The organism is Limnohabitans sp. Jir72 (assembly GCF_003063575.1).
Classification (GTDB): Bacteria; Pseudomonadota; Gammaproteobacteria; order Burkholderiales; family Burkholderiaceae_C; genus Limnohabitans_A.
The window spans coordinates 57,889-81,485 of sequence record NZ_NESC01000013.1 but is presented as its reverse complement, the minus strand read 5'-3'; the positions used below and the strand labels follow the sequence as shown (position 1 = coordinate 81,485).

25 protein-coding genes and 2 tRNA genes are annotated in these 23,597 nt (G+C 61.4%); 16 read left to right on the top strand and 11 right to left on the bottom strand.

What is annotated here, in order from left to right; translation table 11 throughout:
• Positions 1-100 precede the first annotated feature (100 nt).
• Both B9Z52_RS15805 and B9Z52_RS15800 read right to left on the bottom strand, forming a co-directional pair.
• Positions 101-631 (bottom strand): helix-turn-helix domain-containing protein, encoded by a 531-nt coding sequence (locus B9Z52_RS15805; protein ID WP_108411841.1) that lies wholly within the window; start codon positions 629-631, stop codon positions 101-103.
• An 83-nt stretch (positions 632-714) separates the two neighbouring features.
• Positions 715-1,698: a tripartite tricarboxylate transporter substrate binding protein gene (locus B9Z52_RS15800; RefSeq protein WP_108414809.1), complete on the bottom strand. Its 984-nt coding sequence runs from the start codon at positions 1,696-1,698 to the stop codon at positions 715-717.
• A gap of 79 nt (positions 1,699-1,777) precedes the next feature.
• Here B9Z52_RS15800 and B9Z52_RS15795 point away from each other — a divergent pair, with 79 nt between their 5' ends.
• Positions 1,778-2,248, top strand: a complete 471-nt coding sequence (locus B9Z52_RS15795) for a MarR family winged helix-turn-helix transcriptional regulator (RefSeq protein WP_108414808.1) — start codon at positions 1,778-1,780, stop codon at positions 2,246-2,248.
• A gap of 153 nt (positions 2,249-2,401) precedes the next feature.
• Here the strand turns inward: B9Z52_RS15795 and B9Z52_RS15790 are convergent, their stop codons facing one another.
• The 3 genes from B9Z52_RS15790 to B9Z52_RS15780 are packed head-to-tail and all read right to left on the bottom strand — an operon-like array spanning position 2,402 to position 4,997.
• The gene (locus B9Z52_RS15790; protein WP_233251993.1) at positions 2,402-2,740 is read right to left on the bottom strand and encodes a hypothetical protein; all 339 of its coding nucleotides are present in this window, start codon (positions 2,738-2,740) and stop codon (positions 2,402-2,404) included.
• A 4-nt stretch (positions 2,741-2,744) separates the two neighbouring features.
• Positions 2,745-4,040 carry a glutamate-1-semialdehyde 2,1-aminomutase gene (hemL, locus tag B9Z52_RS15785; protein ID WP_108414807.1) on the bottom strand — a complete coding sequence of 432 codons (1,296 nt, stop codon included), beginning with the start codon at positions 4,038-4,040 and terminating at the stop codon, positions 2,745-2,747.
• Between the two features lie 15 nt (positions 4,041-4,055).
• Positions 4,056-4,997, bottom strand: a complete 942-nt coding sequence (locus tag B9Z52_RS15780; protein WP_108414806.1) for a bifunctional hydroxymethylpyrimidine kinase/phosphomethylpyrimidine kinase — start codon at positions 4,995-4,997, stop codon at positions 4,056-4,058.
• A 103-nt stretch (positions 4,998-5,100) separates the two neighbouring features.
• Between B9Z52_RS15780 and B9Z52_RS15775 the strand changes: the two genes are divergently transcribed.
• Positions 5,101-5,271, top strand: a complete 171-nt coding sequence (locus tag B9Z52_RS15775; RefSeq protein ID WP_019427587.1) for a rubredoxin — start codon at positions 5,101-5,103, stop codon at positions 5,269-5,271.
• 178 nt (positions 5,272-5,449) lie between these two features.
• Here B9Z52_RS15775 and B9Z52_RS15770 read toward each other — a convergent pair whose 3' ends face one another.
• Positions 5,450-6,925 (bottom strand): deoxyribodipyrimidine photo-lyase, encoded by a 1,476-nt coding sequence (locus B9Z52_RS15770; RefSeq protein WP_108414805.1) that lies wholly within the window; start codon positions 6,923-6,925, stop codon positions 5,450-5,452.
• Positions 6,926-6,999: 74 nt separating this feature from the next.
• Here B9Z52_RS15770 and B9Z52_RS15765 point away from each other — a divergent pair, with 74 nt between their 5' ends.
• Genes B9Z52_RS15765 through B9Z52_RS15735 form a run of 7 tightly spaced genes read left to right on the top strand, consistent with a single transcriptional unit; the run spans position 7,000 to position 12,622 of the window.
• Positions 7,000-7,599, top strand: a complete 600-nt coding sequence (locus tag B9Z52_RS15765) for a YqgE/AlgH family protein (RefSeq protein WP_108414804.1) — start codon at positions 7,000-7,002, stop codon at positions 7,597-7,599.
• Positions 7,596-8,009 (top strand): Holliday junction resolvase RuvX, encoded by a 414-nt coding sequence (gene ruvX, locus B9Z52_RS15760; RefSeq protein WP_108414803.1) that lies wholly within the window; start codon positions 7,596-7,598, stop codon positions 8,007-8,009. Before B9Z52_RS15765 ends, ruvX begins: the two co-directional genes overlap by 4 nt.
• The gene (pyrR, locus tag B9Z52_RS15755; RefSeq protein ID WP_108414802.1) at positions 8,006-8,506 is read left to right on the top strand and encodes a bifunctional pyr operon transcriptional regulator/uracil phosphoribosyltransferase PyrR; all 501 of its coding nucleotides are present in this window, start codon (positions 8,006-8,008) and stop codon (positions 8,504-8,506) included. Before ruvX ends, pyrR begins: the two co-directional genes overlap by 4 nt.
• Positions 8,507-8,522: 16 nt before the next feature.
• Positions 8,523-9,488 carry an aspartate carbamoyltransferase catalytic subunit gene (locus B9Z52_RS15750; RefSeq protein WP_108414801.1) on the top strand — a complete coding sequence of 322 codons (966 nt, stop codon included), beginning with the start codon at positions 8,523-8,525 and terminating at the stop codon, positions 9,486-9,488.
• Complete coding sequence (gene hisC / locus B9Z52_RS15745; RefSeq protein WP_369907943.1) at positions 9,485-10,579, top strand: histidinol-phosphate transaminase; 1,095 nt, start codon at positions 9,485-9,487, stop codon at positions 10,577-10,579. The genes B9Z52_RS15750 and hisC overlap by 4 nt, the downstream gene beginning before the upstream one ends.
• Positions 10,576-11,868: a dihydroorotase gene (locus B9Z52_RS15740; RefSeq protein WP_108414799.1), complete on the top strand. Its 1,293-nt coding sequence runs from the start codon at positions 10,576-10,578 to the stop codon at positions 11,866-11,868. The genes hisC and B9Z52_RS15740 overlap by 4 nt, the downstream gene beginning before the upstream one ends.
• A gap of 13 nt (positions 11,869-11,881) precedes the next feature.
• Positions 11,882-12,622 (top strand): 1-acyl-sn-glycerol-3-phosphate acyltransferase, encoded by a 741-nt coding sequence (locus tag B9Z52_RS15735; protein WP_108414798.1) that lies wholly within the window; start codon positions 11,882-11,884, stop codon positions 12,620-12,622.
• Positions 12,623-12,691: 69 nt separating this feature from the next.
• Here B9Z52_RS15735 and B9Z52_RS15730 read toward each other — a convergent pair whose 3' ends face one another.
• Positions 12,692-13,756, bottom strand: a complete 1,065-nt coding sequence (locus tag B9Z52_RS15730) for an ABC transporter ATP-binding protein (protein ID WP_108414797.1) — start codon at positions 13,754-13,756, stop codon at positions 12,692-12,694.
• A 134-nt stretch (positions 13,757-13,890) separates the two neighbouring features.
• On the opposite strand from B9Z52_RS15730, the gene B9Z52_RS15725 reads away from it, so the two are divergent.
• Entirely contained in the window at positions 13,891-15,525 is a 1,635-nt protein-coding gene (locus B9Z52_RS15725; protein WP_108414796.1) for an iron ABC transporter permease, read from the top strand.
• A 54-nt stretch (positions 15,526-15,579) separates the two neighbouring features.
• Here B9Z52_RS15725 and B9Z52_RS15720 read toward each other — a convergent pair whose 3' ends face one another.
• From B9Z52_RS15720 to B9Z52_RS15710, 3 genes are all read right to left on the bottom strand, one after another.
• A complete protein-coding gene (locus B9Z52_RS15720; protein ID WP_108414795.1) occupies positions 15,580-16,026 on the bottom strand; it encodes an HIT family protein in 447 nt (148 codons plus the stop codon).
• Between the two features lie 124 nt (positions 16,027-16,150).
• Positions 16,151-16,226, bottom strand: a tRNA-Lys gene (locus tag B9Z52_RS15715).
• 154 nt (positions 16,227-16,380) lie between these two features.
• On the bottom strand, positions 16,381-16,719 hold the full coding sequence (locus B9Z52_RS15710; RefSeq protein ID WP_108414816.1) for a metalloregulator ArsR/SmtB family transcription factor: 339 nt from the start codon (positions 16,717-16,719) through the stop codon (positions 16,381-16,383).
• Positions 16,720-16,856: 137 nt separating this feature from the next.
• On the opposite strand from B9Z52_RS15710, the gene B9Z52_RS15705 reads away from it, so the two are divergent.
• The 6 genes from B9Z52_RS15705 (at position 16,857) to B9Z52_RS15680 (ending at position 23,493) form a co-directional block, all read left to right on the top strand.
• Positions 16,857-17,915, top strand: coding sequence for an efflux RND transporter periplasmic adaptor subunit (locus B9Z52_RS15705; protein ID WP_233251992.1), 1,059 nt, complete (start codon positions 16,857-16,859; stop codon positions 17,913-17,915).
• Positions 17,916-17,928: 13 nt separating this feature from the next.
• Positions 17,929-21,150, top strand: a complete 3,222-nt coding sequence (locus tag B9Z52_RS15700) for an efflux RND transporter permease subunit (RefSeq protein ID WP_108414794.1) — start codon at positions 17,929-17,931, stop codon at positions 21,148-21,150.
• Between the two features lie 25 nt (positions 21,151-21,175).
• On the top strand, positions 21,176-21,385 hold the full coding sequence (locus tag B9Z52_RS15695) for a DUF2892 domain-containing protein (protein WP_108414793.1): 210 nt from the start codon (positions 21,176-21,178) through the stop codon (positions 21,383-21,385).
• Between the two features lie 28 nt (positions 21,386-21,413).
• Complete coding sequence (locus B9Z52_RS15690; RefSeq protein WP_108414792.1) at positions 21,414-22,784, top strand: TolC family outer membrane protein; 1,371 nt, start codon at positions 21,414-21,416, stop codon at positions 22,782-22,784.
• Positions 22,785-22,850: 66 nt separating this feature from the next.
• On the top strand, positions 22,851-23,114 hold the full coding sequence (locus B9Z52_RS15685; protein ID WP_233251991.1) for a rhodanese-like domain-containing protein: 264 nt from the start codon (positions 22,851-22,853) through the stop codon (positions 23,112-23,114).
• Positions 23,115-23,139: 25 nt separating this feature from the next.
• Entirely contained in the window at positions 23,140-23,493 is a 354-nt protein-coding gene (locus B9Z52_RS15680; protein WP_108414814.1) for a carboxymuconolactone decarboxylase family protein, read from the top strand.
• 24 nt (positions 23,494-23,517) lie between these two features.
• On the opposite strand, the gene B9Z52_RS15675 is transcribed toward B9Z52_RS15680, so the two are convergent.
• A tRNA-Arg gene (locus B9Z52_RS15675) sits at positions 23,518-23,592 on the bottom strand.
• Positions 23,593-23,597 lie beyond the last annotated feature (5 nt).

The following is a 23,597-nucleotide window of genomic DNA, read 5'->3' as shown; positions in this document are numbered from 1 at the left end:
TCATCCCTTTGCAGCGCCTTGACTTGGTAGTAAAACGTGCTGCGAGGCAGCTCGGCCACCTGGAGCAAAGTGGCCAAGGGGTGATGCTGCCTTAGTTCGATCAGGGCTTTCGCTTTGTCTGCGCAGCCTGCTGCTTGGCTCGAACTAAGGCATCCAACTTTTTTAGATAAGCCACCTCCGCTCGCAAGTACTCATTTTCGCGTTGCAGCTCTTGCAACGTTTTGTCCTGCACGGGCTGCTCGCTAGAGGGCGTAGTGGGTTCGGGAGGTTTCATCGGTTTTGGGCGCCCTCGGGGCTTGGGAGCTAATGCTGTGATACCGCCCTCATGGTACTTGCGCTCCCAATCCGAGACAACTCCAGTGCCCCCGCGCAGATCAAACAAGTGAATGGTCTGGTTAAACGAAAGCTCTTCGCGCCACATGTGCTCTAGGACACGCAGCTTAAATTCAGCGCTGTAATGACTGGACTTCTTGGTTAGCCCACTATCGCCGTTTTGAAGAAAGGCGCCCACCCAATGCCGTATCTGTCCATCATTGACCCCGTACTTGGCAGAAAGCTTTGTGTAGCCACCGCCACCGGCTAAGTAATCTTGAACAACAGATTTTTTAAATTTCTCGTCGTACTTCGTCATGAAAAACACCCCAAAGGTTGGATTGGTGTCCAACTTTTGGGGTGCAGTTCACGTGAGGGGCATTTTCATGGGGGCCGCTGGGGTCACTCGGCTTTGATGCCTTGGTCCTTGATCAGGCGAGCCCAGCGCTCTGCGTCACGCTCGACCAATTGCGCAAAAGCCTGCGGCGTACCGCCCAGCGGGTCCATGCCCTGCGACACAAAGGCTTTTTTCACATCGTCACCCGCCAGCAGTTGGTTGATTTCGCTGTTGTAGAGGTTGACGATGTCTGTGGGCGTGCCTTTGGGCGCAAAGACACCGAACCACATGCCCACGTTCACATTGCCCGCTTTGGCCTCGGCCAGTGTGGGCACCTCGGGCAAGAGCGGATGCCGCTTGTCGCTGCCAATGCCCAGTGCCACCAAGCGCCCGGTGCGGATGTGGGCCAAGGCCACATGGATGGGCAAGAACATGACGTCGACTTGGCCGCCGAGCAAATCCGTCACGGCCGGGCCGGTGCCCCGGTAAGGAATGTGGGTCAGAAACACCTGCGCGGTGTTTTTGAACAGCTCCATCGACAAGTGGTGCGGCGTGCCCATGCCGGGTGAGGCGTAATTGATGCGTCCTGGTTGCTTGCGAGCGGCCTCCACCAGTTCGGCTGCGGTTTTGTAGCTCGACTTCGGATGGGTGACCAGCAGCAGTTGTCCCCAACTGGTTTGTGAAACGGCGGTCAAGTCCTTGACCGGATCAAACCCAATGCCGGGGTAGAGCGCACGGTTCATGACCAAAGTGTTGACACTCACCAGCAAGGTGTTGCCGTCAGGTGTGGCGCGCACCACAGCTTCGGTGCCGATGTTGCCAGAAGCCCCCACGCGGTTTTCGACCACCACGGGGCGGTTCAGCTTTTGTGACAGCTTGGGCCCCAATGTGCGTGCGATCAAATCGATGCCTGTGCCCGGCGTGAAGGGCACAATCAATTTGATCGGTGCCTGGCCAGCACTTGACTGCGCCCAGGTGATGGGAGACAAGCCCCAAAGCGCAAGGCCCGTGGCCAAGAGGGCCGTCAGCTGTCGTCGATCAGAGCGCATCAGTGCATCTCCATGCGTTAGTATGCAAACAATTATTCACGAAGCTGCAGCTTTTGCTTATTCAGGGAATCCCTGCCCCATGCCCACACAAACCATTTACCAGCGCCCCGGTTTTTTGTTGCGCAGGGCACATCAGATTTCAGCCTCGATCTTTGAGCGCGCCTGTGCCGATCTCGCGCTCACGCCTGCCCAGTACGGGGTGCTGTGTGTCATTCAGGAGCAAGCGGGCATCGACCAGTCCAGCTTGGCCCGCGCCTTGGCCTTTGACAAGGTGACGGTGCTCAGGGTACTCAAGGGCCTGGAAGAACGGGGCTTTTGCCAGCGGACCATCTCATCTGAAAATCGACGCCAGATGGCGGTCAGTTTGACCGCTGCGGGCGAGCGCTTGCTGCGCCAAGCGCATGAGCCGGTTCAAAAAGCCCATGACAAGTTGATGAGTCCATTCAGCCCCGCTCAGCGCGTGCAATTCATGGCCTTGCTGCAGCAACTGAACACCGAACTCGATGGCGAAGCACGCGCCAGTTTTGTGCCGATGACGGCTCAAACTTGAGCCAGACGCGCCAAAGACACCTCAGTTCTGAAAACGAAACTTGAGCTGAAAGCTCAGCGCACCGTAGAGCCTGTCTTTGAGTGGCGGCACCAGTGCTGCGTTCAGGCCCCATTGACCGCTTTCGATGCTGGCCATCGGGATGATCGCGGGGAATCAGCCACCGTTGAAGGCTTTGGGGTAGCCATTGAAGGCCCCACCCACCACGCCGAGTTTCACAGGCCCCAGTCGCCAGGGTTGGTAGTAGGCACCCACATAGCTGGAGTGTGCGTTGTCGCTGTTGATGAAGCGGCCCGCAGTAGCGCTCCAGTCTTCGTCGATGCGGTACTCAAAGCCCAAGCCCGGGTTGGCGTTGCGCAGGCCTTTGCCTGTGTCAAAGTGGGCCGAGTAGAAACCGGCGTTGAGCCAGAGGCGACTGGCCTCGAACTCGGCGTGTGCAGGGGCACACAGCAGAGCTGCCCCACCTGCACAGACCAGGCCAAGCAGGCGTTTCATGGGTTCAGAGTGTTTTGAACACGTCGCCTGCCACGCGCACGGTCTCGGCAATGTCGGCTTCGGTGTGTGCAGCGCTGACAAAGCCAGCTTCGTACAAAGCGGGCGCTATGTAAACGCCGCCATCCAGCAGGCCGTGGAAGAGTTTGTTGAACTTGGGACTGTCGCTGGTCATGACTTGCGTGTAGTTTTGCGCCAACTCGGGCAGCAAGAAGAAACCAAACATGCCGCCCTGGCAGTCGGCGCTGAAAGGCACGCCTGCCGATGCGGCAGCGCCTTTGAGGCCATCGACCAGGCTTTGGGTACGGGCGCTCAGCGCGTCAAAAAAGCCGGGCTTGGCGATCTCGCGCAAGGTGGCCAAGCCACAGGCGGTGGCCACCGGGTTGCCGCTCAGTGTGCCCGCTTGGTAAACCGGGCCGGTGGGTGCCAGTTTGGACATGATCTCGCGCGGTCCGCCAAAAGCCGCCAGCGGCATGCCGCCACCAATCACTTTGCCCAGCACCGTCATGTCGGGTTTGAAGCCGGGGATCAATTGGGCGTAAACGCTTTGGGCAGAACCGAGTGCCACACGGAATCCAGACATCACTTCGTCAAACACGAACAATGCGCCATATTCGGTGCACAGTTCGCGGCAGCGTTTCATGAAGGGCACGCTGGCGCGCACAAAGTTCATGTTGCCTGCGATCGGCTCGATCATCACGCAGGCCAGTTCCTTGCCATGCAGCTTGAAGGCTTCTTCGAGCTGTTCGATGTTGTTGTACTCCAGCACCAGGGTATCGCGCACCACCTCGGGCGGCACGCCCGCGCTGGTGGGGTTGCCAAAGGTGGCCAGGCCCGAGCCGGCTTTGACCAGCAGCGCATCGGCGTGGCCGTGGTAGCAGCCTTCAAACTTGATGAATTTGCTGCGACCCGTCGCACCTCGTGCCAGGCGCAGGGCGCTCATGCCCGCTTCGGTGCCCGAGCTGACCAGGCGCACCATCTCCATGGAGGGCACGTGCTTCAAGATTTCTTCGGCCAGCTCGATCTCGCGCTCCGTGGGTGCTCCGAAAGAGAAGCCGTCCAGCGCGGCTTTTTGCACCGCTTCAAGTACGGCCGGGTGGCCGTGGCCCAAGATCATGGGGCCCCAGGAGCCGATGTAGTCGATGTATTTCTGGCCGTTGGCATCCCAGAAATAAGCACCCTGCGCACGCTGCACAAAGCGGGGTGTGCCACCCACGGCGCGGAAGGCGCGCACAGGCGAGTTCACGCCACCAGGGATCACTTGGGCGGCGCGGTCAAACAGTTCTTGGTTGCGGTCTGTCATGTTCGGTCTCCTGAATCAGTGTTTCGTTTCGTTGAAAGGCACTTCGAAGTAATCCGCACCGGGGTGGGCATCGGGGTCTTCTTCGTCCTCGTCGGTTTCTTCGCCTTCGGGCAGCGCCCAGAACAGGCGGTCCGGAATGACCTGGCCCATGCCGGGCCGAAAGCCTTCGTCCAGGCAGCGGTCCAGGTAGTGCAGGGCTTCGTTGGTGGCCTCGGGCAAGTCCATGCCTGTGGCCAGCAGGGCGGCCAGCGCAGCTGTCAGCGTGTCGCCCGCACCGGCAAAAACGGCTTCGATGCGTTCAAACTTTTCGTGGCTGATCACGGTTTCGGGCGAGGCCAGGACGTTGTCGATGTGCTGATCAGGCAAAGGCAGACCGGTCACCAGTGTGAACGGGACACCCAGGTCTGAGGCCGCCTTGGCGATGTCGCGTGGGCCGGGGTTGCGCTCGCCGGTCCAGTCGGGCAGCAGCCAACGGCGCAAGGTGCTGTGGTGCCCCACCAGCACGCTGGTTTGGGGCAGCAGCAATTCGCGAAAAGCGTCCAGGTAAGCGTCGATCTTGTGGTCTTCCCACCAGGACAGGTTGGGCATGTAGGCCACCACCGGCACGCCGTCATAGTCGTCAGCCAAAGCGGCAATGGCGGCCAGGTTTTCGGGTGTGCCCACAAAGCCGACTTTGATGACTTGCACCGGCATGTCTTCGGCCACGGTGCGGGCTTGGTCGTCCACGGCCTCTTCGTCCAGTGGGTAAAAGTCGGTGATGTTGCTGGTGTCGCGCACATAGGCACCGGTGCACACGGGCAGGCAGTGCGCGCCGACCGAGGCCATCGCCGTGGCATCGCAGGTCAGGCCACCGGCACCGCAGGGGTCGTTGGCATTGAACGACAGGATGCAGGCCAAACCAGCAGATTCTTCTTCGTCTGCTGCGTCGGTGGGGGTGTCAGTGTTGTGATCGGTCATGAAAGCAGTTTGCAGTGGGCTTCAGAAGCTCTTCAGCCGGGCGCACAGCGCGGCCCGATACAATGCAAATCATTCTATTCGACTCTCTGATTGCGACACTGTGATGGAACACAAAACCTGGATGTGCCTGATTTGCGGCTGGATTTACGATGAAGCCGAGGGCGACCCCGAGCACGGCATTGCGCCCGGCACCAAATGGGAAGACGTGCCCATGAACTGGACTTGCCCCGAATGCGCGGCCCGCAAGGAAGACTTTGAGATGGTGGCGATCTGATCGCACAAAACCCGTGAAGTCTTGAGCATCAGGCACGGGATAGATTTTTTGTAGGAGCCCACCCCGTGGGCGAAGAGCGTGGCAAACGCCCTCGGCTGCATGACCCTGCAAACCATCGCCCACAGGGGTGGACTCCTACAGCACAAAACCCTTGAGGGTGGTTGCGCAAGCCGCCTGATCAAACGGCTTTTTTCTTGACCACTGCATAGCGGCCCAGCGTTTTTTCGCGGGCCTCGGCGTGGTCCACGATGGGGGCCGGGTAGGTCTTGCCGATCACCACCTCGGCGCTTTGCAGCGCCATCGGTTTGGCCAGCCAGGGCGCGTGCAGCGCTGCCGTGGGCAATGCGGACAGCTCAGGCACATAGCGGCGGATGAACTTGCCCTCGGGGTCGAACTTTTCGCTTTGGCTGATCGGGTTGAAGATGCGGAAGTAAGGCTGCGCATCGCATCCGCTGGAGCTGGCCCACTGCCAGCCGCCGTTGTTGGCCGACCAATCGAAATCGTTCAGGTGCTGTGCAAAGTAGCGCTCGCCCCAACGCCAGTCGATGCCCAAATCCTTCACCAAAAAGCTGGCCACCACCATGCGCAGGCGGTTGTGCATGTAGCCGGTCTGGTTGAGCTGGCGCATGGCCGCGTCCACCAGCGGGTAGCCGGTACGGGCCTCGCACCAGGCGTCAAACAGTTTGTGGGCGTGCGTGCCGTGCTCCCACTTGATATGGTCGTATTCGGGTTTGAAGCTTTCGCCGCGCCCCACATGGCCAAAGTTGTGCAGCACCTGCACATAAAAGTCGCGCCAGATCAGCTCTGACAGCCACACCGCAGCACCTGCGCTGCCCACCGTCATGCGGGCATGCGCCTCGCGGGCCAGTTGTCGGATCGACACGGTGCCAAAGCGCAGGTGCACGCTCAGGTAGCTGGGGCCTTTGACCGCTGGGAAGTTGCGGGTGTCTTCGTATTGGTCGATGCGGGTCAGGAAATCGCTCAGCAAAGCCTGACCGCCAGTTTCGCCCGTCGGGATTTTCAGGGCCTTCAGGTTGCTGGCCTCGAAATCGAGGTCCTGTAACTCGGGCACGGGCTGGGCCAGGTTGTCCGGGCGCGGGGCCAGGTGATGGGCGTACTGTTCGACCGGGTAGGCCTGCAGATCAAACGGGGTGACTTTCTTGAGCCAGGCGTTTTTGTAAGGCGTGAACACGGCAAAAGGCTTACCCATCTGGGTCAGCACCTCGTTGCGCTCAAAAATCACATGGTCTTTGTAGGTGTGCAGCACGATGCCGTGGTCGGCCAGATGACCGCGCACCTGGATGTCGCGCGCCAGCGCATCGGGCTCGTCGTCGTGGTTGGCAAACACCGCTTGCACTTGCAGGTGATGCGCCAGTTTCGCGATCTTGTCTTGTGCCACGCCGTGCCGCACGATCAGGCCTGCTTGGCGGTGCCCGGCCAATTGGCGCAGCTGTTCATCGACCTCCACCAGTGATTCGCGGATGAACTCGACCCGGCGGTCCGCGCGGGGCAGTTTGTCCAGAATGGCGGTGTCGAACACGAAGGCCACATGCACCCGTTGGCAGTGTTTGAGCGCGTGGTACAGCGCAGCGTGGTCGGCCACGCGCAGGTCGCGCCGCAGCCACACCAAGCCGCTCGAAAATGGGGTTTCCATGACAGGTCGTCCAGTTGGATCAATTAGTGCGCCGGGTGGTCGTCCCTCGGGGGCCGGGCCGTTAAAATCAGCGCATGACCGATTGTGCCTCCATAGACCTCAAGCATCATTTCCTGATCGCCATGCCCGGGTTGGAGGACGAGACTTTTGCCCGCAGCGTGGTGTACATGTGCGAACACAGCCCACGCGGCGCCATGGGCCTGATCATCAACAAACCCGCCGACATCAGCATGCGCCACCTGTTTGACAAGGTGGATTTGCCTTTGCGCCGCGAAGACCTGATGCAAAACGCCGTTTCGCAAGGTGGCCCGGTGCAGACCGAGCGCGGCTTTGTGCTGCACGACCCGATCCACATGGAAAAACCGCAGGAAGACGGCGGCTCGATTTACGCCTCCACCCTGACGATCCCCGGGGGCCTGGAGATGACCACTTCGCGCGATGTGCTCGAAGCCCTGTCTTCCGGCGCAGGCCCGCGCCGCGTGCTGGTCACGCTGGGCTATGCCTCTTGGGGTGAAGGGCAGCTGGAGTCGGAGCTGGCCGAAAACACTTGGCTGACGGTGCCCGCATCGGCCGATGTGATTTTTGACGTGCCCATGGCCGAGCGCTACGACCGTGCTCTGGACTTGTTGGGCCTCAAAAGCTGGATGCTGTCGCCAGAAGCGGGGCACGCATGAGCGATACACCCATCACCGTTCCGGCATCGCAACAAAGTTTTCTGGCCTTCGACTACGGCCTCAAGCGCACCGGTGTTGCCGTGGGCAACCGCCTCATGAAAACCGCCACCCCGCAAGGCACCATTGCCGCCGAGGGCGACGCTCGGTTTGACCACATCGCCAAGCGCATCAAAGAGTGGCAGCCCGACGCGCTGGTGATCGGTGTGCCCCTCCACCCCGATGGCGGCGAGCATGAAAACACCTTGCGCGCCCGCAAGTTCGGGCGTCAGTTGCGTGGCCGTTTTGGCCTGTCGGTGTACGAGGTGGACGAGCGTTACACCACCACCGAAGCCCTTTCCTATGGGGCCAAAGATGCCGATGCCGCAGCGGCGGCGATCATTCTTGACCAATTTTTAAGGAGCCTGCCATGAGCGCACTCGCCCTGAATGCCGAGGCCTTGTATTTGGAGTTGCTGCGCGGTGTGCGCAGCCTGTGCCAAGCCAACACGCGCCTGGTGGGCATCACCTCGGGTGGCGCTTGGCTGGCCGAGCGCCTGCAGCGCGACCTGGGCCTCCCCGGTGAAGCGGGCCAAGTCTCTTCGGTCATGCACCGCGACGATTTTGCCCAGCGCGGCCTGTCGGCCGGTGGCCAGACCAGCTTGCCGTTTGAGGTCGATGGCGCGGACATTTTGGTGCTCGATGATGTGCTCTACACCGGCCGGACCATCCGCGCCGTGTTGAATGAGATTTTTGACTACGGCCGCCCCGCGCGCGTGCAGCTGGCGGTCTTGGTCGATCGCGGTGGGCGTCAGCTGCCGGTGCAGGCGGACTTTGCCGCCGCCCGCGTGGCCTTGCCCGAGACGCAATCGCTGGCGCTGGCCCGCGATGCGACAGGGCGCTTCAGTTTTGACGTGGAGAACAAAGCCTGATTGAGGTGACAACAACATGCTCTACAAACGCAACAACCCCCAACTGAACAAAAACGGCGAGCTGATCCACCTGCTCTCCACCGAAGGCCTGTCCAAGGACATCCTCACGCACATCCTCGACACCGCACAGGGCTTTGTGAGTGTCAATGACCGTGAAGTGAAGAAGGTGCCCCTCTTGCGCGGCAAGAGCGTGTTCAACCTGTTCTTCGAGAACAGCACCCGCACCCGCACCACCTTCGACATCGCGGCCACCCGCCTGTCGGCCGACGTCTACACGCTCGACATCGCGCGCTCTTCGGCCAGCAAAGGCGAGTCGCTGCTCGACACCATCGCCAACCTGAGCGCCATGGCCGCCGACATCTTTGTGGTGCGCCACAGCGAGTCGGGCGCGCCCTACCTGATCGCGCAGCACGTGGCGCCCCATGTGCACGTGGTCAATGCCGGTGACGGCCGCCACGCCCACCCCACGCAGGCGCTGCTGGACATGTACACCATCCGGCACTACAAAAAAGACTTTGCCAACCTCACCGTGGCCATCGTGGGCGATGTGCTGCACTCGCGGGTGGCGCGCTCCGACATCCATGCGCTCACCACGCTCGGCTGCGCCGAAGTCCGCGTGGTCGGCCCCAAAACGCTGGTGCCTGCCGACATGGCCCAGATGGGCGTGCGCGTTTTCAATAATCTGGAAGAAGGCATCCAGGGATGCGACGTGGTCATCATGCTGCGCCTGCAAAACGAGCGCATGAGCGGCGCGCTGCTGCCCTCCAGCCAGGAATACTTCGAGAGCTTTGGCCTCACGCCCGAGAAGCTGCAGCTGGCCAAGCCCGATGCCATCGTCATGCACCCCGGCCCGATCAACCGCGGCGTCGAGATCGACTCGGCGGTGGTCGACGGCCAACAAAGCGTGATCTTGCCGCAGGTGACCTTCGGCATCGCCGTGCGCATGGCGGTGATGAGCATCGTGGCCGGCAACGAGGCGTGAGTGTGAGTACGAAATACTGGAGCGCGGGTATTGAATTGCTCAAGGCATATATGCCCGGAGAGCAACCCCAAACGTCTGGCTGGATCAAGCTCAACACCAACGAAAACCCATATCCGCCTTCAGTCCGGGTGTTGGAAGCCATTGCAGGAGGACTGGATGAGGGCCTGCGCCTCTATCCTGATCCCAATGGCAACTTGCTGCGTGCGTCCATTGCGCGCAGGTTCGATTTGTCGCCTGAGCATGTGTTTTTAGGCAACGGCTCGGATGAGGTGTTGGGGCATGTATTTCCTGCCTTACTCAAGCATGACTTGCCTGTGCTGTTCCCCGACATCACTTACAGCTTTTATCCAGTCTATTGCGGACTGTTTGGCATCCGGCATCAGCAAGTGCCACTGGATGCCGATTTTCAGATTCGCATTTCGGACTACCAGCGACCCAACGGCGGGATTGTTCTGGCCAATCCAAACGCCCCCACAGGGGTGGCTTTGCCGCTCACGCAAATTCGAGAACTGTTGACACTCAACACTGATTCTGTGGTGGTCATTGATGAGGCGTATGTGGATTTTGGCGGCCAAAGCGCAGCTTCTTTGATTCAAGAATTTCCTCAGCTGCTCGTAGTGCAAACATTGTCCAAGTCACGTTCTTTGGCAGGTCTGCGTGCTGCTTTTGCGCTTGGCCAACCGCACCTGATTGCTGCACTGGAGCGTGTGAAAAACAGCTTCAATTCCTATCCATTGGATCGCCTGGCTTTGCTGGGGGCTCAGGCCGCGATGGAGGATGATGACCATTTGAAGGCCACTTGTGAGGCGGTCATCCATACCCGCGAGGGTCTGGTGCGCGAATTGAGTGCCTTGGGCTTTGACACCTTGCCCTCGCAGGCCAATTTCATCCTGACGCGTCATCCTTTGAAGGATGCCGCCGAATTACTCCGTCAATTGCGGGAACGAAAAATTCTGGTTCGCCACTTTGCTTTGCCACGCATTGAACAGCATTTGCGTATTTCCGTCGGGACTCCCGCTGAATGTCAAACATTGATCGAAGCGTTGAAAGACATCCTGAACGCTTTCTCGTCTGAGGGCACTCCACCATGAAAATCCTGATTCAAAACGGCCGCGTGATCGACCCCGCCAGCGGCTTTGACCAAACAGCCGATCTGGCGATCGCTGCCGGGCGCATCGTGGCCATGGGCCAAGTGCCCGCCGACTTCACGCCCAAGCGCGTGATCGACGCCAAGGGCTGCATCGTGGCCCCTGGCTTGGTGGACTTGGCATCGCGTCTGCGCGAGCCCGGTCAAGAACACGCGGGCATGCTCGAGAGCGAAATGGCCGCTGCCGTGGCCGGTGGTGTGACCAGCCTGGTCTGCCCGCCTGACACCGAGCCGGTGCTCGACGAGCCCGGTTTGGTTGAGATGCTGCGCTACCGCGCCGAAAAACTGCACCAAGCCCGTGTGCTGCCTTTGGGCGCATTGACTGTGGGCCTGAAGGGCGATGTGCTGACCGAAATGGTCCAGCTGACCGACGCCGGTTGCGTGGGCTTCAGCCAGGCCGAGGTGCCAATTCCGAGCACCCAAGTGCTGCAACGCGCCTTGCAATACGCCAGCACCTTTGGCTTGACTGTTTGGTTGCGCCCGCAAGAGTTGCATTTGGGCAAAGGCGTGGCCGCCAGTGGTCCGCTGGCCACGCGCATGGGTTTGTCCGGCGTGTCGGTGGCCGCCGAGACGATTGCTCTGCACACGATTTTTGAGCTGGTGCGCAGCACCCGAACACGCGTGCACCTGTGCCGCATCAGCAGCGCCCAAGGGGTTGAGTTGGTTCGCCAGGCCAAGGCCGAGGGCCTGCCGGTCACAGCCGATGTGAGCATCAACTCGCTGCACCTGACCGACAACGACATGGGTTACTTCGACAGCCGTGCGCGCCTGACGCCGGTCCTGCGCCAGCAGCGCGACCGTGACGCCCTGCGTGCCGGTCTGGCCGATGGCACGCTGGACGCACTGGTGTCCGACCACACCCCGGTCGATGCCGACGCCAAGGCCCTGCCTTTTGCCGAGGCTGAACCCGGTGCCACCGGCATGGAGCTGCTGTGGAGCCTGGCCCTCAAGTGGGGTCAGGACACAGGCGTGCCCGTGACGCAAGTGCTTTCGCGCGTCACCGCCGATCCGGCCCGTGTGCTGGGATCGTCACTGGGTACCTTGCAGGACTCGGTGGGCCGCTTGGCCGTAGGGGGTGTGGCCGATGTGTGCGTGCTGTCGGACGAAGGCCATTGGCCCGTGACCGAAGCCGCTTTGCGCAGCCAAGGCAAGAGCACACCGTTCTCGGGCTACGAGTTGCCGGGTCGCGTGCTGGCCACCTTGGTGGGCGGGCATGTGGCGTTCGAGGCTTGAACGGCATTTCCTTTTGAAATCTTTGCGTGCGATCTGGAAACTCCTGCTCGGCCTGTGGCATGTCGTCGTGGGCATGTGGTGGATTTACGCCCACTTTCCACAGCTCAGCGCCGAGCAGCGCGAAATGCGTGTGCAAGCTTGGTCCTTGCAGTTGCTGGCTTTGTGGGGCATCCACCTGAAGGTGTTGGGTCAGCCGGTGCTGAACGGCCCCGCACTGTTGGTGGCCAATCACATTTCGTGGCTGGACATTTCAGTCATCCACGCGGCGCGGCATTGCCGCTTTGTGGCCAAGTCGGACATCCGCAACTGGCCCATGATCGGCACCTTGGCCACCGGCTGTGCGACCTTGTTCATCGAACGCACCAGCCGCAAAGACGCGCTGCGCATGGTCAAGGACATGGCCGATGCCATGAAGGACGGCGATGTGGTGGCTGTTTTCCCGGAAGGCACCACCAGCGATGGCCGCGATTTGCTGCCCTTTCATGCCAACCTGATCCAATCGGCCATCCAGGCCGATGCCCCAGTGCAGCCCATGTCGCTCAAGTTCATCAATGCGGCTTCTGGCGAGCCCAGCTATGCGCCGTGCTACATCGGTGACGACACCTTGGTCGGCTCCATGTGGCGTACGCTGACCGCATCGCGCATCACGGCGGTGGTGCATTTTGGCGAGCCCCAAACCGCCAACGGCCGCGACCGCCGGGCCTGGGCGCACGATCTGCGGCAGGACATCATCCGTCTGCGTGATGGCCAGTAGTTCGGCGGTGTGTTCGCAGGCCTGAGCCTTGGCGCAGAGTATTTGGCACAGGTCAGGGTTGTTGACCGATCAGGCGCGCTTGAAGGTGACGACGTGGTCCACCTCGGCGCGGATGCCGATCCATTCGCCCAGCTTGTGGTCGTGGTGGCTGGGCACATGGGCCATGAGCAGGTCGCCACTGGCCAATCGCAAGGTGTACAAAAACTCCGAGCCGCGAAACGCCTTGCGGATGATTTCGGCTTTGACCGGGGCGTGGTCGTCGTGCACGATGTCGTCGGCACGCAGCAACACATCGCATTGCCCCCCTTCAAACGCGCAGGGCAGGGGGCATTCGGCCACATCGGTCAACTCGCCCACTGGTGTGTCAACCACCACTTGGCCGTTGACCTCGCGCAGAGTGGCGGGCGTGAACACGCCGTGGCCAATGAAGTCCGCTACAAAGCGCGTGGCCGGGCGGTGGTACAGGCTGTAGGCGTCTTCCCACTGGTGCAGCCGACCTTCGTTCATCACGCCAATCAGATCACCGATGGCAAAAGCTTCAAGCTGGTCGTGCGTGACCAGCAGGGCCGTGGCCTGAGCGGCTTTGAGGATGTTGCGCACCTCTTGCGCCAAGCGTTCGCGCAAGTCGATGTCGAGGTTGGAAAACGGCTCGTCCAGCAACAGCAAATCAGGCTTGGGTGCCAAGGCGCGGGCCAAGGCCACGCGTTGTTGTTGACCGCCCGACAGTTCATGAGGAAAGCGTTTTTCTGCCCCTTCCAGGCCAACCAAGGTCAGCACTTCGGCCACACGCCCAGCGCGTTCGGCTTTGGTCAGGTGGTCAATGCCAAAGCCCACATTGCGGCCCACGTCCATGTGAGGAAAGAGGGCGTAGTCCTGGAACACCATGCCGATGCGGCGTTGTTCGGCGGGCACGGTGTGGCCTGCTTGGCTGACCACGCGGTCGGACAGCAAGACCTTGCCGCCCGAGACGGGCTCCAGGCCTGCCACCGCACGCAGTAGCGTGGTTTTTCCGCAGCCTGACGGCCCGATCAAAACGCCAATGTCACCCGCACGCAGGCTCAGGTTCACGCCTTGCACGGCGGGCACGGGGCGACCGGGGTATTGGATGTCCAGTTGGCTGAGCTCGAGAAACATGGGCTCGATTGTAGGGAGTTCAGGGTCAGTGCGGACTGGATCCCCGAGCCATGGCCGCAGTGGAGATGGCCCCCGGGTCTTCGCCCGGGGTGACAAGTTCTCGATCGGTGATCGCCTTCTACAATCCTGACGATATGTTGCGAACTTTCGCGCGCCGTTTATCGCGCCTTCCTTCCCTGCTTTACGCCTTGCTGGCATTGGCTTTGGCCTTGCCGGTGTTGGCCGTGCTCGGCTCTTGGCTGCAGTGGGGCGGGGAAAGCGCCGGCATCTTGCTGGAGATGGGGCGCACTGTGCTGCCCGACTATGCGCTGACCACCCTGGCCCTGTGCCTGATGGTGGCCGTGGGCGTGACGGTGCTGGGCCTGGCCACCGCGGCCTTGGTCACCTTGTTTGATTTTCCGGGGCGCGGCGTTTTTGAATGGCTGCTGCTCTTGCCCTTGGCCATGCCTGCCTATGTGGTGGCGTATGCCTACACCGACTTTTTGCAGTTCAGCGGACCGCTGCAGGTGGCTTTGCGCGAAGCGCTGGGCATGCAGGGCCGCCTGTGGCCCGATGTGCGCAGCGTCTGGGGCGCGGCGCTGGTGTTCACCTTGGCGCTGTACCCGTATGTGTATTTGCTGGCCCGCACCGCCTTGGTGGAGCGCGCTGCCGGCCTGATGGAAGCGGCCCGTTTGCTGGGCGCACCGCTGCCCCGCCGCATCCGCGAAATTGCCTTGCCTTTGGCTCGCCCGGCCGTGGCTGCGGGCGTCGCGTTGGCCCTGATGGAGACGCTGGCCGACTTTGGCGTGTCCAGCTACTTTGGCATCCAGACCTTCACGGCGGGCATTTACAAAGCCTGGTTGTCGATGGACAACCGCGTGGCAGCAGCCCAGCTGGCCACGGTGCTGCTGGCGGTGGTGGTGGTTTTGCTGCAGTTGGAGCAACGCGCCCAAAAGCGCATGCGCTTCAACCAGGGGCGCGGCTCACGCCAAGGCTCGGCCGAAGCGCAGCCGGTGCAGTTGCTCGGCCTGCGCCGCGTGCTGGCTTGGACGGTGTGCAGCTTGCCCGTGCTGCTGGGTTTTGTGCTGCCGGTGCTGATCATGCTGCGGGCTTTGGCGGGTGAGACGACCGAGCTGCCCTGGAACCGTTTTGGGCAGTGGGCCTTGACCAGTTTGCGTCTTGGCGCCCTGACCGCTGTGCTGGCCGTGGGCGTGGCGCTGGCGTTGGCCTTCAGTGTGCGCACACGCGCTGACCGCGTCAGCCGCTGGGCCATTCAGCTGGTGGGCCTGGGTTATGCCATTCCAGGCGCGGTGGTGGTGGTGGGCTTGCTTTTGCCGGTGGGCTGGATCCAGCAGACCTGGCCCGCATCGTCGGCCGGGGCGTGGATCACGGCGACTTCTTTGGGGCTGGTGTGGGCCTACTTGGTGCGCTTTTGCGCAGTGGCCTTGCAGTCGGTGCAAAGCGGCTATGCCCGCATTCCGGCGAGTCTGGACGACTCGGCCCGCATGCTGGGGGTGACCGGCTGGGGGCTGCTGCGCCGGGTGCATGCACCCTTGCTCCAGCGCACCACGGTGGCCGCTGCTTTGCTGGTGTTTGTGGACGTGATGAAAGAGTTGCCCGCCACCTTGGTGCTGCGCCCCTTCAACAGCGACACGCTGGCCGTGGTGGCTTACCAGCTGGCGCGTGACGAGCGCCTGGGCGAGGCGGCCTTGCCCTCGCTGGCGCTGGTGCTGGTGGGCTTGATTCCGGTGATTTTGCTCAGCCGCACTTTGCGCCAGCCACAGCGTTGAAGGCAGGCGGGCATGGATCCCGGGTCTTCGCCCGGGATGACGCTGAGGGATCGGTCAGAGCGGTTTCAGCGCCTGTATCAAACGCTGTGCATGGGCTTGCAGCACTTCGCGGGTCGGCTCTTTGCGCGGCCACGTCAGGGCGATGCCATCATGTGCATGGCGCGGCACCACATGCATGTGGAAATGGAAAACGGTTTGTTCGCCTTCTTGCCCATTGGCTTGCAGCAAGGTCAGGCCGGGTGGGTCAAAGGTCGCTGAAATCGCTTGTGCCACGCGGTGAGCCGTGCGCATCACCGCGGCGGCTTCGTCGGCGCTCAGGTCCAGCAAGGTGGCCGCATGGCGCTTGCTGGTCACCAGCACATGGCCTGGATTGACCTGCCCCAGGTCCATGAACGCCAAGGTTTGATCGTCTTCAAACACGATAGAAGCCGGAATCTCCTTGCTGACCAGTCGGCAAAAAATGCATTGTCCTGGCGGCGATGTGTCAACGAAAAACGGCATGGCAGGCTCCTGTGCTGGGGCTGTAAGGTGCGGGTCGATTGTGCATGCGAGGCCAAGCTGCAGGCGCTGACAGCCAAAGAAAAAGCCACTGGGTACAGCGTATCCAGTGGCTTTTGCGTATCGGTGGTGGGACCAGCGGGGGTCGAACCCACGACAAACGGATTAAAAGTCCGCTGCTCTACCAACTGAGCTATGGTCCCACACGAAGTCGCAAATTATAGAGGGCCAAAGTGTTGAAATTGCCCGAGCCTTGTGATTTTTCAGCAAGGTCCGCGCCCTTGTCCGGTATGGCTTGCGCAGTCCGTGGTGCAACGCACCGATTCCAGTGCCGGGTCGGCTTAGTCTGAATGGCGGTCAGCCTTGGGTGGTGAATGCGGCACGGCGCTCTGCTGTGCGTTCGATCTGGCGGGTGATGTTGCCGCAGACCAGATCGCACAACGCAAAGATGGACGGGTCGGCGATCTTGTAAAAGGCGCTCGTGCCCCGGCTTTCGCGCTCGACCAAGCCTTGTTGCGTCAGCAGCGCCAGGTGCCGCGACACATTGGCCGCTGTGAAGCCACACATTTGCGCCAGTTCGCCCACATTGCGCTCGCCAGTGCGCAGGATGTTCAGTATTTGCAGTCGTGTGGGTTCCGCCAGGACCTGAAAGTAGGCCGCGATTTCTGTCAATGCGCCTTCAGGCAATTGCTTCATGGGTGCACTGTCTTGCTGATCGACCGGGGTATTTTTTTCATCGCATGGCTCCTGACGGGTTGCTTTTTCCATTGTATCATTATATAATTAATCAATCAGTTAAATAAGCAAATAGCTAAATAACGAAGGACAAGACGATGAAGCGCATCACCGAGCTGACTCTGGTGGCCATGGCATCCCTCGCATCACAGGTTGTGGCCTTGGCCGCCGATGCGCCGCCGCTGAAAGTGATTGCCGTGCAAGGTGCAGGGCTGTCGCAAACCGAAAACAGCCTGGACGCTGTGGTCGAGGCTGTGCGCCAGACGACTTTGTCCACGCAGGTGGCGGGTGCCGTGGTGGCCTTGCATGTGAAGGCCGGTGACCGCGTCAAGGCCGGGCAGGCGCTGCTGCGCATCGACGCCCGTGCAGCACAACAGAACGTGATCGGTGCCAGCGCCCAGGTCGAAGCCGCGCAGGCCAATCTCGCCGTGGCCAGCAAGGAGCTGGAGCGCCAGAAGCAATTGCTTCAAAAGGAATACATCAGCCAAGCGGCCTTTGACCGTGCGCAAGCGCAGTGGGATGCCGCAAGGGCACAGGTCAAAGCGCTGCAGGCGAACAACCAGGCCGCACAAACCCAATCGGGCTTTTTTGTGCTGAATGCACCCTACGCGGGTGTGGTCAGCGATGTCCCCGTCACGCTGGGTGACATGGCCCTGCCGGGCAAACCATTGATCACCGTTTACGACCCTTCTGCATTGCGCGTGACAGCAGCCGTGCCGCAAGCCCTGCTGGCCACGGCCCATGCACAGCCCAAAGCTGTGCGCTACGAATTGCCGGGTATGGCGGGCTACAGCACCCCGCAGCTGCCGCCGCAGATTCAGGTCCTGCCAGCGGTGGACCCGGTCACACACACCGGGCAGATTCGCCTGAGCTTGCCTGCGGGCATTGAAGGACTGGCGCCGGGGATGTTTGCCCGTGTGTGGTTGCCAGGTGTGGCGGTGGGCAAGAGCGGTGCAGAGCGGCTCTATTTGCCAGCGACTGCCATCGTGCGCCGCGCCGAGATGACCGGTGTGTACGTCGTCGACGCCCAGGGCAAGCCCAGCTTGCGTCAGTTGCGCTTGGGCCAGACATCGGGCGATCGTGTGGAGGTCTTGAGTGGCCTGCGCCAGGGCGACAAGGTGGCTGCTGAGCCACAGCTGGCCGGCGCTGTGCGCTGAAAGGGGGCTTGATATGCACGAGCCAAAAAATTTGAGCATTTCAGGCCGCATTGCGGCCCTGTTCCAGAGCGCGCAAATCACGCCACTGCTGGCCTTGGTGGCTTTGCTGCTGGGCATTTTTGCGGTGATGGTCACCCCGCGTGAAGAGGAACCCCAGATCAACGTGACCATGGCCAATGTGCTGGTGCCTTTCCCCGGCGCGGCCGTGCGCGATGTGGAACAGATGGTGGCCATTCCGGCCGAGCAGGTCTTGTCCAAAATCGCGGGCGTTGAACATGTGATGTCGGTCTCGCGCCCAGGCGTGGCGGTGCTGACGGTGCAGTTCAAGGTGGGCGTGCCGCGCACCGAAGCGCTGGTGCGCTTGCACGACACGATCCGCGACAACGCGGACTGGCTGCCCAAAGGTTTGGGCGTGATGGAGCCGCTGATCAAACCCAAAGGCGTGGACGATGTGCCCATCGTGACGTTGACGCTGTTCAGCAAGAGCGATGACGCCAGCGCCTACAAGCTGGAGCGCGTGGCGCACAGCATGGAGGCCGACCTCAAGCGCGTCAAAGGCACACAAGATGTGCAGACCTTGGGCGGCCCGGACCGTGCGGTGCTGGTGCAAATCGAGCCCGAGCGCATGGCCGGGTTTGGTGTCACGGTGAGCGACCTGCGCATGGCGCTTCAGTCGGCCAACTCAGGGCTCCCGGTGGGCGAGCTCATCGCGGGGAACAAGAGCGTGAGCATCGAGGCCGGGCCATTCCTCTCGCAAGCCAGTGATGTGGCTGATCTCGTGGTGGCCGTGCAAGGCGGCCGTCCGGTGTTCTTAAAGGATGTGGCCAAGGTGGAAGAGGGGCCCTTGCCCGCGACGCGTTATGTGACGCATGGCTTGGGCAAGTCAGCCGGTGGCGGTGAATACCCCGCTGTGACATTGACCATCACCAAAAAGCCCGGTGAAAACGCCATCGACGTGGCCAACGCCGTGATGGACCATGTGGCCGCGCTGCGCGGCACGGTGATCCCCGACGAGGTGCAGGTGGCCGAGACGCGCAACTATGGTGCGACGGCCAACGACAAGGCTCAAAAGCTGATTCAGAAGCTGCTGTTCGCCACGGCCTCGGTGGTGGCGCTGGTGTTCATTGCGCTGGGCAAGCGTGAAGCGGCGATTGTGGGCACGGCGGTGATTTTGACGCTGACGGTGACGCTGTTTGCCTCGTGGGCCTGGGGCTTCACGCTCAACCGTGTGTCGCTGTTTGCGCTGATTTTTTCCATCGGTATTTTGGTGGACGATGCCATCGTGGTGGTGGAAAACATCCACCGTCACCAGCAGCTGTTCCCGGGCAAGACCCTGGCCGAGATCATCCCCGGTGCAGTGGATGAAGTGGGTGGCCCCACGATTTTGGCCACGCTGACGGTGATCGCCGCGCTCTTGCCCATGGCTTTTGTGAGCGGTTTGATGGGCCCCTACATGAGCCCGATCCCGATCAATGCCAGCATGGGCATGCTGCTGTCACTGGCCATTGCCTTTGTGGTCACGCCTTGGTTGGCACGCATCTGGATGAAGGCTTCCCACGGCCATGCCGGCGATGCACATGCGGCGCCCACAGGCTTGGCGGCCAAGCTGGGCCCCTTGTTTGAGCGCGTGTTCACACCTTTGTTGCACAACGAGCAAGGCGTGCGCAACCGCAAGCTGCTGGGTTTGGGCATTGCAGGCTTGATCGCTTTCTCGCTGGTGTTGCCCGCCACAGGCTTGGTGCTGCTCAAGATGCTGCCCTTCGACAACAAGTCGGAGTTTCAGGTGGTGGTCGACATGCCTGTTGGCACACCTGTGGAAGAAACCGCAGCCGTCATGCGCGAGCTGGGTGCCCACTTGGCGCAACAGCCTGAGGTGACGGACTACCAAGCGTATGCAGGCACATCCTCGCCGATCAACTTCAACGGCCTGGTGCGCCAGTACTACCTGCGTGCAGGTGGTGAGGTGGGCGACATGCAGGTCAAACTGGTGGACAAACACGACCGCAAAGACAAAAGCCATGTGATCGCCACACGCCTGCGCCCCGAGCTGCAGGCCATTGGCCAGCGCTTTGGCGCGAATGTCAAAGTGGTCGAGATGCCACCCGGCCCGCCTGTGCTCGCACCCATCGTGGCTGAAATTTATGGCCCCGACGCCGAAGGCCGCCGTCGTGTCGCCAAGGCGGTGCGCGCCATTTTTGAGAAGACCGACAACGTGGTGGATGTGGACGACAGCAGCATTGCCGCCGCACCGCGCAAATTGCTGCTGGTGGACCGCCGCAAAGCCGCGACTCTGGGCGTTCCTCAGCAAGCCATCGTGACGACCTTGCGCGCTGGCTTGGCCGGAGAGGCCACGACCTACCTGCATGACGGCAGCAAGTACCCGGCTGCGGCCTTGATCCAGTTGCCCGCCGAGCGCCATGGCGATTTGTCGGCCTTGCTCCAACTCATGGTGCGCGGCGCATCGGGCAAGCTGGTGCCGATCCGCGAACTGGTCACCGTGACCGACAGCGAGCGCGAGCAACCCGTGATCCACAAAGACCTGTTGCCCGTGAACTTTGTGACCGCCGACATGGCCGGCAAGCTCGACAGTCCGCTGTACGGCATGTTCAAGATGCGCAGCGACATTCAGAAAATTCAGGCCCCCGATGGCCAGGCGCTGGGCGAATATTTCATCAGCCAGCCGTCTGACGCTTGGCGCGGTTACGCCCTCAAGTGGGATGGCGAGTGGCAGATCACGTATGAGACTTTCCGCGACATGGGCACCGCCTATGCGGTGGGCTTGGTGCTGATCTATTTGCTGGTGGTGGCGCAGTTTGGTTCCTATCTCACGCCACTCATCATCATGGCGCCTATCCCGCTGACCATCATCGGCGTCATGCCCGGGCATGCGCTGCTGCACTCGCAGTACACGGCCACCAGCATGATCGGCATGATCGCGCTGGCCGGCATCATTGTGCGCAACTCCATCTTGCTGGTGGACTTCATCCACCTGCAGGTCAAAGAGGGCACGCCCTTCAAGCAGGCCATCGTGCAGTCGGCCATCACCCGTGCACAGCCGATCATGCTCACGGGCGGCGCGGCCATGCTGGGTGCCTTCTTCATCTTGGACGACCCGATCTTCAATGGCCTGGCCATCTCGCTGATCTTTGGCATCTTTGTCTCGACCATCCTGACCTTGGTCGTGATCCCCACGCTGTACTACGCGGCTTACCGCCGCCAGTACGAAACCCTTTGATTTTTAACCCTTCGGAGAATTCTTCATGAAATCCTGGCAAATCGTTCGTTTGGTCGCTGGCACCTTCATCCTCTTGTCCTTGGCCTTGGGCATTGAAGGCAGCCCTGTTTTCGTGAGCCCTTGGTGGCTGGCGTTCACCGCTTTTGTGGGGGCCAATTTGCTGCAAAGCGCGCTGACAAAGTGGTGTCTGATGGATTCCATCCTTCGCAAAATGGGCGTTGAGCCTGGCTGCTGATTTCTAAAACAAGCCACGGAGTGTCAAGATGATTCCTCGCACCTTATGGGCTGGCGCTGTTTGGGCACTGTGCGCGAGCACGGCCAGTGCCACCGATCTGCTGCAAGTCTGGGAAGCCGCGCAAAAGCACGACCCGCAGGGCGCGATCAGCCAAGCCAATCGTGCGGCAGGATCGACCCGGCGCGATCAGGCCCAGGCCCTGTGGCGTCCTACCGTGGGCTTGAGTGCCAGTGCCGGCTGGGCCAGTGCGCAAAGTCAGATGAATGGCGCGCAGTTTTCAATGCCCGGTTCAGCACCCGTGACCGGTGCGGGCTTTGGCACCTCGATCAGCGGCGGCTCGAGCACCCGTTGGATTTTGAGCGCCAAACAAGCCCTGTACAACCCCGAGCGCCAGGCCCAAAGTGCACAGCTGGACATCGCTGCGCAAGCCAGCGAGCACGAGTGGAAACTGGCGCAGCAAGACTGGATGCTGCAGACCACACAACGTTACTTCGATGTCGTGTTGGCCGAGCAAGGCCTGGCCTTGATCGCACAACAGCAAAAAGCGGTGGACAAAGCATGGTTCGAAGCGAAAGACCGTTTTGCCATCGGCGATGCCCCCGTCACCGACACGCACGAGGCGGGTGCCCGTGCGCAGGCCTTGAGCGCTCAGGCCATTGCTGCCCGCAACGATCTGGAGATGGCTCGGCAAGTGCTGGCCGACGTCACGGGCTTGTCGGTGGATGCCTTGCAACTGCAAGTGCCTGCGCGCTGGGTGCCGTCCTCGGAGCACGACAGCCTGGCGTCCTGGTTGCAAAAAGCCGAGCAAGGCAACCCACTGATCCGCCTGCAAGAAGCACAGGCGGATGCTGCGCAGCAAGAGTTGCGCAAACACAGTGCCCAGGCCTCCCCCACATTGGATGTGGTGGCGCAAGCGTCGCGCGAGCGCATGGGTGGCACGGGCGATTTTGGTGCAGCCAGCAACACACAAAGCCAGCAGATGGTGGGGGTGATGCTCCATGTGCCGCTGTACACCGGTGGCTGGCGCAGTGCCAAGCAGCAAGAGGCGGTGCATTTGCAGGACAAGGCCCGCGCAGAGCTGGCACGTACCCGCTTGCAGGTCAGCCAGATGACCCGTTCAGCATGGCTGGCCGTGCAAAGCGGGCAAGCGCGCATCGCTGCATTGCAAGCCGCTGACACCGCCAGTCAGGCACGCCTGGATGCAACGCAATTGGGTCGCCAGGTCGGCGACCGCACCACACTGGATTTGCTCAATGCGCAAAACGATGCCAGTGCCGCCCAGCTGGCTTTGCTGCAAGCACGCACCGATGTGCTGATGGGTCAACTGCGCTTGCAAGCCATGGCCGGTCAACTCGATGTGCAAAAGCTTCAGACCGTCAATGCCGCCTTGAGCCGCTGAACACGACAGGCATTATTCTTCAACCCCGATGGCTCAAAAAACATGACAAGCGCTCACACCACCCCCTTGATCATTGATGTCCGCTCGCCTGGCGAGTTCGCCACCGGCCATGTGCGTGGCTCGGTCAATATCCCGCTGGACCGCTTCGCGCAAGTCATTGCAGAGGCTGTGCCGGACAAATCGGCCCCGGTGATCCTGTGCTGTGCATCGGGCGGCCGCTCGGGCATGGCCTGCAACTACATGCAGCGGATGGGTTACCAGCAGGTCAGCAATGGCGGCTCCGCTGGGGCCGTATCGATGCAATTCGGCTTGCCCATTGACCGTTTGTGATTTGCATCAACCCAAGGAAACCACCATGAGCACCTTTGACCATCCCACACTGATCCAGAACATCAACCACTCTCTGGCAGGCTTGCGCAAAGCCCAGCCCGAAGCCATGCAGGGCTTTGGACAGCTGGCCAAGGCGGCCATGGCCGAGGGTGCCGTCAGTGAAAAGCACAAAGAATTGATCGCATTGGCCATCGGCATCACCCAGCATTGCTCGGGTTGCATCGGTTTTCATGTGAAGGCTTTGCGCCGTTTGGGCTGCACCCGCCAGGAACTGGAAGAAATGCTGGCGGTCTGCGTTTACATGGGCGGGGGCCCGGCCCTGATGTACACGGCAGAAGCCTTGGCGGCTTGGGGTGCGTTTGAGCCTGTCACGACCTGAAATAGGATTTTCAGCCCAGCCGACTGGTGCCCCCGACAGGAATCGAACCTGTATCACTCCCTTAGGAGGGGAGAGTTCTATCCATTGAACTACGGTGGCACAGG